The sequence below is a fragment of the Phycisphaerae bacterium genome, from assembly GCA_041652575.1.
In the GTDB taxonomy this organism is placed as follows: domain Bacteria; phylum Planctomycetota; class Phycisphaerae; order Sedimentisphaerales; family UBA12454; genus UBA12454.
Genome location: JBAZHC010000005.1, coordinates 78,349 through 91,797, shown reverse-complemented (window position 1 = coordinate 91,797; position 13,449 = coordinate 78,349). Strand labels below are relative to the sequence as shown.

Annotated in this window: 12 protein-coding genes; 8 read left to right on the top strand and 4 right to left on the bottom strand. The window is 45.8% G+C overall.

The window, feature by feature from the left end; all coding sequences use genetic code 11:
* Positions 1–2: 2 nt before the first annotated feature.
* From WC496_05310 to WC496_05295, 4 genes are all read right to left on the bottom strand, one after another.
* Entirely contained in the window at positions 3–257 is a 255-nt protein-coding gene (locus WC496_05310; GenBank protein MFA5292436.1) for a GxxExxY protein, read from the bottom strand.
* Entirely contained in the window at positions 257–376 is a 120-nt protein-coding gene (locus tag WC496_05305) for a GxxExxY protein (GenBank protein MFA5292435.1), read from the bottom strand. The genes WC496_05310 and WC496_05305 overlap by 1 nt, the downstream gene beginning before the upstream one ends.
* Before the next feature lie 46 nt (positions 377–422).
* Positions 423–1,718 carry a DUF1015 domain-containing protein gene (locus WC496_05300; GenBank protein ID MFA5292434.1) on the bottom strand — a complete coding sequence of 432 codons (1,296 nt, stop codon included), beginning with the start codon at positions 1,716–1,718 and terminating at the stop codon, positions 423–425.
* 189 nt (positions 1,719–1,907) lie between these two features.
* A complete protein-coding gene (locus tag WC496_05295) occupies positions 1,908–4,190 on the bottom strand; it encodes an MFS transporter (GenBank protein MFA5292433.1) in 2,283 nt (760 codons plus the stop codon).
* 186 nt (positions 4,191–4,376) lie between these two features.
* On the opposite strand from WC496_05295, the gene WC496_05290 reads away from it, so the two are divergent.
* The 8 genes from WC496_05290 (at position 4,377) to WC496_05255 (ending at position 13,375) form a co-directional block, all read left to right on the top strand.
* A complete protein-coding gene (locus WC496_05290; protein MFA5292432.1) occupies positions 4,377–4,877 on the top strand; it encodes a hypothetical protein in 501 nt (166 codons plus the stop codon).
* Positions 4,878–4,905: 28 nt separating this feature from the next.
* On the top strand, positions 4,906–5,124 hold the full coding sequence (locus WC496_05285; GenBank protein ID MFA5292431.1) for a hypothetical protein: 219 nt from the start codon (positions 4,906–4,908) through the stop codon (positions 5,122–5,124).
* Positions 5,125–5,161: 37 nt separating this feature from the next.
* On the top strand, positions 5,162–5,380 hold the full coding sequence (locus tag WC496_05280) for a hypothetical protein (protein ID MFA5292430.1): 219 nt from the start codon (positions 5,162–5,164) through the stop codon (positions 5,378–5,380).
* Positions 5,381–5,446: 66 nt separating this feature from the next.
* Positions 5,447–6,187 (top strand): glycosyltransferase, encoded by a 741-nt coding sequence (locus WC496_05275; protein MFA5292429.1) that lies wholly within the window; start codon positions 5,447–5,449, stop codon positions 6,185–6,187.
* 80 nt (positions 6,188–6,267) lie between these two features.
* Positions 6,268–7,593: a ribosome biogenesis GTPase Der gene (gene der / locus WC496_05270; GenBank protein ID MFA5292428.1), complete on the top strand. Its 1,326-nt coding sequence runs from the start codon at positions 6,268–6,270 to the stop codon at positions 7,591–7,593.
* A gap of 13 nt (positions 7,594–7,606) precedes the next feature.
* On the top strand, positions 7,607–9,334 hold the full coding sequence (locus tag WC496_05265) for a carbon starvation protein A (protein ID MFA5292427.1): 1,728 nt from the start codon (positions 7,607–7,609) through the stop codon (positions 9,332–9,334).
* A gap of 92 nt (positions 9,335–9,426) precedes the next feature.
* Positions 9,427–10,569, top strand: coding sequence for a pectate lyase (gene pelA / locus WC496_05260; GenBank protein MFA5292426.1), 1,143 nt, complete (start codon positions 9,427–9,429; stop codon positions 10,567–10,569).
* 277 nt (positions 10,570–10,846) lie between these two features.
* The gene (locus WC496_05255) at positions 10,847–13,375 is read left to right on the top strand and encodes an ATP-dependent Clp protease ATP-binding subunit (GenBank protein ID MFA5292425.1); all 2,529 of its coding nucleotides are present in this window, start codon (positions 10,847–10,849) and stop codon (positions 13,373–13,375) included.
* The last annotated feature ends 74 nt before the right edge of the window (positions 13,376–13,449 follow it).

The window sequence follows — 13,449 nt, the reverse complement described above, 5'->3', positions numbered from 1 at the left end:
ATTTACAAAACCATCCTTTTAACCTGAACAGATGGTCCGAAATTCAAAATCAAACCTACTTCTAAGCCTGAGACTTTTAAATAATTTAAAAGCTGTGCTTCAAACAACGGGACATATTTATCTGTTGCTTTTATTTCAACTATTACTTTTTTATCAACTACGATATCGGCGAAAAATTCACCGGCCATTTTGTTGTCATAATAAACATTATATTGCTTCTCAGACTCAACTTTGAGATTCTTTTTATTTAGCTCGATTACAAGTGCATTGCATTATGATATACCTTTTCAAGAAAGCCATAACCAAGAGTGTTATGTACCGTATGAGCCGCATTGATTATCTGGCCGGTTATATCTTGATATTTATATTCATCCATATTTAACTTTTAATCAGAAAAATCTGTGTTCATCTGTGGCTGAATATCAAAGTTTATTTATAGTTAATCCCGAGAAAATCTTGGGATAAAAGAATGTCGATTTCTGCGGCATTTTTTCATTCTCCGCCGCGACAGCTTTTACCTGCTCGACCTTTGTCGAATTCATAAAAAACAAAACCTGCTTTTCGCCTGAATCTATCTTTGCAATAGCCTCGTCAACAGCTTCGCCTATATCCTTAATGTACTCGATATTCGCCTCACCCGCAAGCTGTGCGTCTGTGATACCAAGCAGCCCATCGAGAATCAGCTTGTGCAGCACAACCACATCAAGCGATTTCGAAGCGTCACTCATCGCCAGCGATTTGAGAGCATCTTTATTTTTTAGAGAAATAAAGTAAAAACTTTTGCCGTCATAAATTCCAAAAGCATTTACCCCTTCCTCGAAAGCCTTGTTCATTCTCTTCTGCATCAGAGCCTGGGCTTTTTGTTTTCCTTCTTTATATTCGAACTGGGTTACTTTGAAATTCGTCTGTAATTTTTTTATTAATTCATCAGTATTATAATTTTTCAGATTCCCGACAAGTCTGTGTGTCGGTAGAACAACAAGTCCTTCGTTGTGCATATTCACAAAAGTTATCATCAGCCACTGCGCCGCCGGATTCTTCGTCAGGTTATAATAATTCAGCGCCGTTTCATAACGGTGATGACCGTCGGCAATCAGGCCTTCCTTTTGGGCCATCATTTTCACAATCAGATTTATATCCTGCGGCGAATCTATCGGGAATAATTTGTGTATTACTCCGTCATCGTCGACAAACTCGATAATACTTTTTTTACCTGCCGCTTTTTCGATAATCTTATCCGCAACCTGCTGCGGGTCGTCGTAGAGCATAAATATCTGCTCGAATTGAGCCGCGGTTGCCTGTGTGAGTTTCAGCCTGTCTGCCTTTGGGCCGTCGAGTGTTTTTTCGTGAGGCTGAACACCTGCGCCGAACTGTGCCAGTTTCGCCAGTGAGATAAAACCGCTGCGTGTGTTTTTTTTGCCGGCGATTTCAAATTTCTGGACATAAGCGTAAATAGTTTCCTTGTCATCCTGTTTCATCGCGTTTTTCTTAAACCAGTCTTTCAGATATTCCGCTGCCCGGCTGTACTGATTATTCGTTCCGTTATCGCTCGGCTCTTTTTTGCCCAGGATTATTCTTACTATATTATATGGATTCTGCTCATAGAGCTTTTCCTGCTGAACTGAATTGATAACATCATAAGGCGGGGCGATACAATCGCCGGCCTGACCGACTACATCGGGGTTGAACCTATATGCCTTAAATCCCTTTATTTCCATTTCACTTGTTCCTGAACAACTATGTTATAAGAATTTACAAGCCAATACGCGAAGTTTACCAAAATCATTTTAATACTTCAACAAGTGAATAATAAAATCACTAAAAATTTTTATATTCACATATACAGTTACAACAATATCAAAAGATATGTTCCAAATGTCGCAATAACTTGTTAGTTGGAAATGTTTTTACGGTAATAGGTGTTTTTGGAGTGCTATTCTGGCCCTTAGCCATACATCGCAGGTATGTATTGCCAGCAGGGTATATTCCCATCTCTGGCTGCCGAATTGTTCCAGTCGTTTGCTGCATTCGGTAAAGACTTTTCGAAATTCCTGGTCAATCTGGTCTTTGGGCATCGCATCGAGTATTGGCCAGAGCAGTTCGACTCCCCAGCCGCTTTTTTCGGCAGCGAAGCTGTCGGCGCATACGGCTATAATCTCAGCCAGCGAGGGGTCGAGTTTAAGTTTTGCTATTGGTTTTTTAAGTTTGAGTATTGCGCTGCTGACCGTAGTCGACCAGTCGCTCTGGGCCGAGCGGAAGAGCTTTATATATGTGCGTTCGCTGCCGATGATTCTTGCCGCCGCCAGTGCAAGCTCACGGCGAAGGACTTCGCTTTCAACGTCAGCCAGCAGATCGAATATCTGCTCCATAGCAGGCACATATTTTAGAATGCTCAATGTCGAGGCATAAGCGGTTTTAAGAGCGGGGTCCGTCTCGATTGCGAAAAGATTGAGCAGTTCAGGTGCGCTTTCGACATCGTCGAGTCTGCCAAGCGCTCGTGCGCTTCTTGCTCTTAAAATCCTATACGGTGCCGACAATTGTTTTCTCAATGCCGGTATTGCTTCTGCATCGCCGATTTGCCCAAGTGCCCATGCTGCGGTCGCACTTAGTTCTATGTCTGCGCCGCCGAGTACATCTATCAAAGCTAATACAGTTTTACGGTGGGGCTTTCTGGCCGCCATTGCCACTATGGCTTCGTAACGAACATCAAAGCTCGGGTCGTTTAGCGCTTCAATAAGTTCATCGGTATTAAACGGACTGTCCAATCGGCCAAGTCCCCGCGTCGTGGCGATTCTTTCGCTTTCTTCGCCCGACATACGGTATCGCATTATCGAACTTAATGAGCCGAACAGGCCGAATGGAACGCTTTCGAACAACTGACCTACAAATTGTGTCGTTGTCAATTCGCTGTCGGCTTTTATATTACGAATTATATAAATACCGATTGCCGGCAGTATCATATGTATCGCAAATACCGGAATATATGAATCAACCCGTATATGTCCGAATATCACGCCGACATTGTCGAGCCCGGAAAACCATTTCAGAGCGACTCCGACCGCCATTGGTCCCATGCTGGCGCACAGGCCTGTCAGGCCAAACCAGACCGCGTGATATGAAGCTTTTTTATCAGCAGGTATCGCCGTAAGAAAAAGATACCTGTCGATACCTATTAAATATGCGACGCACATAAGCCCGGCCGCAAACGATACTGCCGATGCGGCAAAATAACTTATATTTCCATGATGGCGGGGGACAAGATACCACAAAACCGGAAGAATTATATGAAACATTATACCGGTAAGAAATACGGGTTTTCCGCCGAACCTGTCGGCGGCCCAGCCCCAGAAATAAACCGCTATCAAAGTTCCCGCCGTCGTCCACATTGTCAGAAATACGACTCTGCCGCTGTTTATACCGACGATGTCTTTCATAAAAAGAGGAACAAATGACGCCACTCCCTGAACGATAAAGATGAACACTCCGATACCGGCAAGGAGCCGCACGAAATCCTTATCTTTGAAAGCTATGAGCATATTTTCTATATGTTCTCTGCCGGGGCTTTCTTTTTTTATCCTGCCTCCGCCCGGAAAAAATAAATGGCTGGTTATACTCGAAAAACCGAATATTATTCCTATGGTTATCAGGAACATAAAGCCGCCAAGCCCGCTTGACCGTTCGAGCCAGAAACCGGCGAACCACGTCCCGCTAATGACTACCAGACCGCACAGGAAAGTATTAAGCGCAATCACTTTGCTTCGGATATTTGTCGGCAAAATTTCCTGCCCCCACGGCCCCGCTGCGGTAAGACTGATTGCCAGTGATATTGAAAATATGAGCATTATAAAACCAACCCACAGAAATGCTCCGCCTGGGCCGAAATACCGGACGATTAGAGGTGTAAGCAGAAGTCCGGACAATATTCCTGTGCGAATACTGTAAAAAATCAAACACGACCGCTTGTAGCCGATTTTTTCTACCAGCGGAACGACAAAAACCGATAGTATCTGAAAAAACAGCGGCAGTGACAAAAGCACGCCTATTTTGGCCTTATCGAGCTTTAATGCGTCCAGAAACAGGATAAGTACCGGCCCGAAAATAAGCGAAATCCGGACGTTATCAAGCATCCCCGCCGCGAACCACCACGGCAGCCGTCTTATTCTTTCAGCGTTTGTTGGTACACTGGACATCTCAAATTTCCATAAACAGCTTAAATTATATAAAACAAAGTTAACTAACACAAAAAATCGGCAGTTTGCAAGCAAAAGTTAACAGCCGTTTGCCTTCGGCAAAAAATTGATTTATGTATTGACAAATTTTATTTGGAGTGAACAATAATATAAAAGCTGTTATTTTTAATTTACCGGAGGTAAAAAATGAAAAAATTTATTTTATTCCTGACCTGTTTCGTTATTTCTGCCGCAATGGCGGAAGGAACTGACAATGCCGGCAATACTCAGCCGCAGAAACCGGCTGACCCCTGCGCCATCAAGGCCGTAGTGCAAGGCTCGAAGGATTCTAATATGCTTAATCAGCAGCAAAAAGCTGCTCGCGAAAAAATGATAAAAAGCAATCAGCCCGTGAAAATGGACCAGGCCGCGGCGGAAAGGCAGATGGCCAGAAGCAAAGAGCATGTCCAGCAGCGCAAGGCCTTTGAGTCGCAGCTTTCAGAAGAATATCAGAAACACAACCGGAGAATCGCCATATTACAGCGCATACGACAGTTGGCGGAAGAAAACAATCTGACCGATAAAATTCAAAAAGTTGATGAACTGATAAAAATGGAAACCGGCAGACACAGGAAAACAATAATGCAGCTTCATCAAAAACCGGCGGCTGCCTCGCCGACATTTGACAGGAACGAAACCAAAAAATAAGCAAAAAACATTTTTAGGGAGAATAAAAATGACCAGAAAAATTCTGACAATTATATTTACAACAGTCCTGTTTATTAGTTTCGGCTGCAAAAAAACAGAAGAGTCGAAACCTGTTCAGGCTGACAAGCCTCCGCAGACAAAGGCAGAGACGCAAAAACAGGCACAGGATGATGTAACGAAAGAGAATATGGACCAGCAGCTCGACAAAATCGAAAAGGAAATCAAGGCGGACGTTAACGCGCAATAATATGTAAGCCGAATAATTCTTTTAAGGAGAATGTAAAATGCTGCGAAAAATCCTATTAGTTCTTGTTCTTATCAGTCTTACAGTCGCGTTTGGCTGTAAGAAAAAAGAGACCCAGCCGACTATGCCTGAAATGCAAAAACAGACTGAACAAGCCGGTCAGGAAGCCGCAAAGAACGCCGAAGCTGCAAAGGAACAGGCCGGCAAGGAAATGGAAAAAGCCGGTCAGGAACTCCAAAAAGAAGCTCCTGCGCAATAACGCACAAATACGACAAAAGGATGGGTTTTATCGCCTGTCCTTTTGTTTTTAATTTAGTAAAATACGATGAGCATTTCTTCGCCTGATTATTCAATAGTTATGCCCGCTTACAATGAAGCGGCATATTTAGGCAGAACTCTTAAGGCTGCCAAAGATGCGCAAAATCATTTTCCCGACCGCACCGGCGAAATCATAGTCGTCGATAATAATTCGACCGACCAGACCGCCGATATTGCAAAATCTTTCGGTGCAACAGTAATCTTTGAGCCGGTAAACCAGATTTCAAAAGCCAGAAACCGGGGCGCAAAAGCGGCGAAAGGCAAATACCTGATTTTTCTCGATGCCGATTCTATTCTTTCGGGACAACTTTTAGGGAAAACATTGGAACTTCTCGACTCCGGCAAAATAGCAGGCGGAGGCACACTGCTCGATGACTCCGGCACAAAAATTTTTAAAATTAAACTTTTGATTTGGTTCTGGAATTTTATCTCACGTTTTAGAAACCTTGCCGCCGGTTTATATTTATTTTGCCTAAGACAGACCTGGCAGGATATCGGCGGTTTCGACGAAACCGTTTACATCGCCGAGGAACTGATTTTCTCCAAACATCTCAAAACCTGGGCGAAAAAACACAACATGAAATTCTGCATTCTCGACATCCGGATACAGACCTCCTGGCGAAAATATAAATGGTTTAGTTATAAAACAATCGTATTTAGTCTCGTTCTTGGCTGGTTTTTTAAAAAGAATAAAGACAAATGCCGTCTGTGGTACGAAAGGAGCATTGTCCAAAAGCCCAATCAATAGTTGTTTAAATAATCCGGCATTTCTGTTATAATCCCACCTCGTTCTAACATCAGAAATTAGGTTTTTGGATTTGAATTAAAATGGCATTACCTGTTGTCGCAATTATTGGTCGTCCGAATGTAGGCAAAAGCTCGCTTTTTAACGCAATAGCGGGCGAAATGATAAGTATTGTCGAGCCGACCGCCGGTGTTACAAGAGACCGCGTCAGTGCGATAATCGAAAGAAATGGCCGCTATTTTGAACTTATCGACACCGGCGGCTACGGCATTGTCGATTCCGACCAGCTCAAGGAGCACATTGAAAACCAGATAAAACAGGCAATCAGCATGGCGAACCTTGTTGTTTTTGTGGTTGATATTCGCGACGGCCTGACATCGCTGGACAAGGAGATTGCCCGCTTATTGCGGAAAAATGATTTAAATATTCTTCTCGTGGCGAACAAGGCTGACGAGGCGAATATGTTTCCAGCCGCCGCCGATTTCGCAAGGCTCGGCTTTGGCCACGCTCTTTGCGTCTCGGCTACGAACAACATGAACAAGCAGCTTCTCGTTGAAAAAATAACCGAGCTGCTCAATGACAATACCGGCGAAAAACCGCAGGATGTAGAAATGCGTATCGCGATAGTCGGCAAGCGAAACGCCGGTAAAAGTACGCTCACTAATGCGATTGCCGGTCAGGAACGTGTAATCGTCAGCGAGATTCCCGGCACAACCCGTGATGCGGTGGACGTCCGATTTGAAAAGGACGGCAAAACTTTTATTGTTATCGATACGGCAGGTGTACGCAAAAAAAGCAGTCTTGCCAACAGCATAGAATTTTACAGCTACGTAAGGGCGACAAGATCCATCAGCAGGGCGGACATTGTATTTCTCCTGATTGACGCGGCCGAGCCGATATCGCAGGTCGACAAAAAACTTACCGCTTTTATTTCCTCCGAATACAAGGCCTGTATTCTCGTGGTGAACAAATGGGACCTCGCAAAGGATACGGCCTCGACCGACGATTACGTCACATATCTCGGCAAAACGCTGCCGCAGTTAAGTTATGCCCCAATAGCTTTTATCACCGCTACCGAAAGCAAAAATGTTCAATCGCTGCTCGATTTGGCTACTGAGCTTTACAAGCAGGCGACTACGAAAATTCCAACGCCGCGGCTGAACGATGCGATTGAGCAGGTAACCGCCGAGCGTCTGGGCGGAAGGACGAAATCCTCCCAGTTCCCCAAAATATTCTACGCGACGCAGGTTGCGGTAAAGCCGGCCACGATAATTTTATTTGTCAATAAAACCGAGCTCTTCGATGAAAATTACAGGCGGTTTCTCGTCGGCAGGCTCCGTGATAATCTCGGCTTTGCCGAAGTGCCGATAAGGCTTCTCGTTCGTTCCAGAAGAAAAGAGTCTGATTGAAAGGATTTTAAGAATGCAGGCGCTACTGCTGATGGTCTTATGTTTTACCGCCTATATCATAGCTTATCACACTTACGGCAAATATCTTGCCCGCAAAATTTTCAAGCTCAACCCCGACAGGCATGTCCCATCGAAAGAGTTTAGCGATGGAATGGATTATATTCCTTCGAAAAAGATAGTCATTTTCGGTCATCATTTTTCTTCAATTGCCGGCACGGGCCCGATTGTCGGCCCAGCTATCGGAATCATCTGGGGCTGGCTGCCAGCCGTTTTATGGGTGGTTTTCGGCAGTATATTTATGGGCGCCGTTCACGACCTCGGCACTTTGGTTCTTTCATTGCGAAACCAGGGCAGGAGTATCTCTGAGATTGCCGCTAAATATATAAATAAAAGAATACGATTTATTTTCTTTGTGATTATATTTCTTGTACTACTTATAGTACTTGCCATCTTCGGAGTCGTTATCGCCATAGTTTTTGCCCGTTTTCCATCGTCGGTTCTCGCTGTCTGGCTCCAGATTCCGATTGCCATGGCAACAGGCTGGGCGATTTACAAGAAAAATATCAACATCACGCTCGTGACTGTTCTGGCCGTATTTATGATGTATGCCACAATCTGGCTCGGCAGTATATTTCCTTTTTCTATGCCGAAAATATTTGAGATGCCGCCGACAGGCTCGTGGACATTAATTTTGCTGGTTTACTGTTTTTTTGCCTCGACTTTGCCGGTAAATATTCTTCTCCAGCCTCGTGATTACATCAACGCCTGGCAGCTTTTTATTATGATGGCTCTTCTCGGCGTCTCTGCCGTAGTTGCGTCATTTACTATGAATATGTCTCTTGTCGCGCCGGCCTTCAATCCATCTCCGGCCGGGGCTCCGCCGCTGATGCCTTTCCTGTTTATCACAATCGCCTGCGGCGCAATCAGCGGTTTTCACTCCCTTGTCGCCAGCGGTACAACTCCCAAGCAGATTGAAAAAGAGCCTGACGCTCTTTTCGTAGGTTTCGGCTCGATGCTTATCGAAGGTGTTCTTGCCGTGCTGGTTATTGTTTGCGTTGCCGCAGGAATTGGCCTCGGCTATAAAACAGCCAATGGCACTTTACTCCTTGGAAGAGAAGCCTGGCTTCACCATTACTCGTCATGGTCCGGTGCCGAAGGACTTGACGCCAATATTACAGCCGTAGTTGTCGGTGCCGCCAATATTATGTCCGCCCTGAAAATACCTCAGACTCTCGGTATCGCCGTGATGGGCGTTTTTATCGCTTCATTTGCCGGCACAACTCTTGACACGACCGCTCGTCTTCAGCGATACATAGTCAGCGAATTGGCCGTCAGTCTCAGGCTCCCGAAATTTTCTAATCGATATACCGCTACCACATTTGCCGTAGCCACTGCCGCTATTTTGGCTTTTGCCACAGGCGCTGACGGCAAAGGTGCCATAACGCTTTGGCCGCTGTTCGGAACTGTTAATCAGCTTCTCGCCGCACTGTCGCTGCTGGTGGTAACCGTATATCTCAAACACAAAGGCGGTGCAAAATTGCTGATTACTTTTATCCCGTGCTTACTGATGCTCGTAATTACTGTCTGGGCACTTGTTTACAAGCTCAGCGATTTCATCAAAGCGAAAAATTATCTGCTGACGGCGATAGGTTCAATAGTATTTATTTTGTCTGTCTGGATGGTAGTGGAAACGGTGATTATTCTCTTGGCTCCGGCCGACACTTCAGAATCGCGCAGGTAATATAAAACAATTATTTATTAACTATCCCAAATTTTAATCTGAAGCGCAACGCTTTAGGTTAAAATTCGCCTATATTTAATTTGAAAATTATTATGAAAAAGAACCAAAAAAGCAGAACCGCGGCAACGGGACATTTAATCAGGGTACTTTTTTATATGCTTTTATCTGTATTTTTCTGTTCCGCTTTGCTTGCAGAACCAAACACAATATCTAAAACAGCGGCCAATGCCTCTGCGGCAAGAAGGCCGGGGCGCTTGCCGCGAAACCATTGGGACGATTACAGCAAACGGCCTGGCGCCTGGTATCGAAGCCAGGAAGGAATTCGAATCGCCGACAATATTTTATCATGGCAAAGTCCGCAGGGCAGTTGGCCAAAGAATGTCAATACAACACTTCAGCCGTTCACTTCGGACCGGAATACTATTCAGGGTACTTTCGACAATGGCGCAACGACTGAAGAAATACGATTTCTTGCCAGAGCTTTTCGCGCGACTAAAACCCCGCGATATCGGCAGTCGCTTCTCAAAGGTATTGACCATATCTTCAAAGCGCAATACCCCACAGGCGGCTGGCCGCAGTATTATCCGCCGGGGAAAGAATATCCCCGCCATATCACCTTTAATGATAATTCTATGGTTCGCCTGATGAAGCTTCTTCGTGATGTCGCCTCGTCGCCGGATTTTGCCTTTGTGGATACGCATCGGCGTAAAGAGGCTCAAAAAAGTTTCGACCGCGGCGTTCAGTGTATTCTCAAATGCCAGGTCATAGTGAATGGCAAGCCTACAGTCTGGTGCGCCCAGCATGACGAATTGGATTGCAGCCCGCGTCCTGCACGAACATACGAACTTATCTCGCTGAGCGGTTCGGAAAGTGCCGGCATTCTGCAATTGCTGATGAGTCTTGATAATCCGAATCCTGAAGTGGCCGGTGCCGTCAGTGCCGGCGCCGAGTGGTTTGCGTCTTCTAAAATTACCGGCATCCGCATAATTCGAACCAGAGAAAACAGTGTCGTAAAACAGGACCCCAATGCTCCGCCTATCTGGGCGAGGTTCTATGAAATCGAAACCAACCGTCCGATTTTTTCTGGTCGCGATGGCGTGAAAAAATATAATCTTGCCGAGATTGAACTCGAACGCCGCAGAGGTTATGGCTGGTATGGCTATTGGGGCGCTCGCGTGGCCGAAGATTATGCCGCGTGGAAAGAAAAGCGGCCCGGCTCAACAACTAAAAATTAATAACTGTTGAAAAATACACTTTTTTTCTGTTTTTGACCCAAAAGTTGCCCCTGTTTTTTGTCGATAAAACCGGATAAGCCTCTCATAGGACAGGTTTACGCCCGATAATTGTGAACAATTTTTCAGGGCAAAGCATATAAGAATAGGCAAAAATGCCGAAAACAGTGTTTTTTGAATTTTGATTTGTCATTTTTATTTTTTAAATTTGGTTTTTGATATAAAATACTAAATGCCAAATATTAATAATAGACACTAAATACCAGATAATGAGGTAATTATGTTCGAACGTTTTACAGATAGAGCAAGAAAAGTAATGGCCCTGGCTAATCAGGAAGCTCAGCGGTTCAACCACGAGTATATCGGAACGGAGCACATTCTGCTCGGCCTCGTAAAGGAAGGTTCCGGCGTCGGCGCCAATGTCCTCAAGAATCTCGATGTCGATATAAAGAAGCTCCGGCTGGAAGTTGAAAAACTCGTCAAGAGCGGCCCCGATATGGTTACTATGGGAAAACTGCCGCATACGCCAAGAGCCAAAAAAGTTATAGAATTCGCAATCGAAGAGGCAAGGTCTCTCAATCATAATTACATCGGCACAGAACATCTGCTTTTAGGTCTTCTTCGCGAGACCGAAGGCGTTGCCGCTCAGGTTTTGATGAACCTCGGCCTAAAGCTCGAAGAAGTTCGTCAGGAAGTTCTTAATCTGCTCGGCGCAGGCGTTGAAAACAGTATGCCTTCGCTCGATATGAAAATGGACCCGACGATGGCGGGCAAAGGACAGCAAAAGAGCCGCACACCCGCTCTCGACAGTTTCGGCAGGGACCTTACATCTCTTGCCGCTGAAGGTGAACTCGACCCGGTCATCGGCAGAAAAACTGAAATCGAAAGACTTATCCAGATACTTTGCAGAAGAACCAAGAATAATCCGGTTCTTATCGGCGAAGCAGGCGTTGGAAAAACCGCAATCGTCGAAGGTCTTGCCCAGCGAATCACCGATAAACAGGTTCCCGAACTGCTCCGCGATAAAAGAATCGTATCATTGGACCTTGCCCTGATGGTGGCGGGCACAAAATACAGGGGCCAGTTCGAGGAAAGAATCAAGGCCGTTATCAATGAAGTCAAACGCGCCAAAAATGTCGTGCTCTTTGTCGATGAGCTTCACACTCTTGTCGGCGCAGGCGGCGCTGAAGGCGCTATCGACGCCTCCAATGTTTTAAAGCCCGCATTGAGCCGCGGAGAAGTGCAGTGCATCGGCGCCACGACATTCGATGAATACAGAAAATATGTCGAAAAAGACGCCGCTCTGGAACGCCGGTTCCAGACTATTGTTGTCGAACCTCCGAACAAGGATGAGACGCTCGAGATTCTCAAAGGTCTGCGCGACCGTTACGAGGCCCATCATCGTGTAACTTTCAGCGATGAGGCGCTCAATCAGGCCGTGGAGCTTTCCAGCAGATACATAACGGGCCGATGTCTGCCGGACAAGGCCATAGATGTTATCGACGAATCCGGCGCCTGTATCAGGCTTAAGAATATGACTGCTCCGCCGAATCTTGCGGATATAGAAAAGCAGATTGAAAATATGCAGATGGAAAAAGACGAAGCCGTCAAGAACGCCGACTATGAAAAAGCCGCGTCTCTTCGCGATGAGTGCCAGAAGCTGCTGGATAAAAAAGCCGAAGTGCAGCAGCAGTGGTACGACAAGAACAAGGAAAGCACCGGTGTCGTCGATACCGAAACTATAGCCGAGGTCGTCAGCAAGATGACCGGCGTGCCGCTTACGCGTCTTGAAAAACACGAGGCGCAAAGACTTCTCGAGCTCGAAAGCGAATTGCACAGGAGAGTTGTCAGCCAGGATGAGGCTGTCGCCGCAATCGCCAAATCCGTCCGCAGAAGCCGCAGCGGCTTAAAAGACCCGAACCGTCCGATGGGCTCGTTCATATTCATCGGCCCCAGCGGCGTTGGAAAAACGCTGCTCGCCAGGGCTCTTGCCGAATTTATGTTCGGCGACGAAGACGCCATGATTCAAATCGATATGAGCGAGTATATGGAAAAACATAACGTCAGCCGTCTCGTCGGCGCACCGCCCGGATATGTCGGATACGAAGAAGGCGGCCAACTGACCGAACGAATCAGACGCAGACCTTATGCCGTTCTGCTGCTGGACGAAATCGAAAAAGCTCATTCGGATGTCTATAATATGCTGCTGCAGATTATGGAAGAAGGCAGACTTACCGACAGCTTCGGCAGACATGTCGATTTCAAAAATGTTATTCTGATTATGACCAGTAATATCGGCGCCGACCTTATCAAGAACCAGTCAGGTTTCGGATTCGGCAAAAAAACCGCTGAAGCAAACTATGAAAAGATGAAAGATATGCTTCAGAAAGAAGTCGAACGGCACTTCAGGCCGGAATTCCTGAACAGGCTCGACGATGTTATCGTTTTCCATTCGCTTACAAAGGACGACTTGACTACGATTGTCGAATATGAACTCAACAAAGTCTTTAAGCGTCTGGTCAAGCAGGGTTATCGACTCGACATCAGCGGCCCGACCAAAGAGTTTCTTATCGAAAAGGGTTACAATCCTGAATTCGGTGCCCGTCCTCTGCGTCGCGCGATAGAAAGGTATATCGAAGACTCATTGAGTGAAAATATACTCAGGGGAGAATTCAAGGGCAAGAACGTCATTAAGATTGATGTGCTCGATGAAAACGCCCTGAAATTCGAAGGTCTCCTCGAAGAAAGACCAAAACCAGAACCTGTTGCCGCCGCACCCGGTGCGGATAATAATACCGAAGGAACGTAACAGGATTTAAAATTGAAAATTTAAACCCCGCTTTGCATAACGCAAATCGGGGTTTTTTAATAACATCAAAAATA

Bases quoted from the DNA above. Each gene is read 5' to 3' on its own strand.
- der (MFA5292428.1), top strand. From the start codon at position 6,268: ATGGCATTACCTGTTGTCGCAATTATTGGTCGTCCGAATGTAGGCAAA.
- pelA (MFA5292426.1), top strand. From the start codon at position 9,427: ATGAAAAAGAACCAAAAAAGCAGAACCGCGGCAACGGGACATTTAATC.
- WC496_05280 (MFA5292430.1), top strand. From the start codon at position 5,162: ATGCTGCGAAAAATCCTATTAGTTCTTGTTCTTATCAGTCTTACAGTC.
- WC496_05265 (MFA5292427.1), top strand. From the start codon at position 7,607: ATGCAGGCGCTACTGCTGATGGTCTTATGTTTTACCGCCTATATCATA.
- WC496_05295 (MFA5292433.1), bottom strand. From the start codon at position 4,190: ATGTCCAGTGTACCAACAAACGCTGAAAGAATAAGACGGCTGCCGTGG.
- WC496_05255 (MFA5292425.1), top strand. From the start codon at position 10,847: ATGTTCGAACGTTTTACAGATAGAGCAAGAAAAGTAATGGCCCTGGCT.
- WC496_05285 (MFA5292431.1), top strand. From the start codon at position 4,906: ATGACCAGAAAAATTCTGACAATTATATTTACAACAGTCCTGTTTATT.
- WC496_05275 (MFA5292429.1), top strand. From the start codon at position 5,447: ATGAGCATTTCTTCGCCTGATTATTCAATAGTTATGCCCGCTTACAAT.
- WC496_05300 (MFA5292434.1), bottom strand. From the start codon at position 1,718: ATGGAAATAAAGGGATTTAAGGCATATAGGTTCAACCCCGATGTAGTC.
- WC496_05305 (MFA5292435.1), bottom strand. From the start codon at position 376: ATGGATGAATATAAATATCAAGATATAACCGGCCAGATAATCAATGCG.
- WC496_05290 (MFA5292432.1), top strand. From the start codon at position 4,377: ATGAAAAAATTTATTTTATTCCTGACCTGTTTCGTTATTTCTGCCGCA.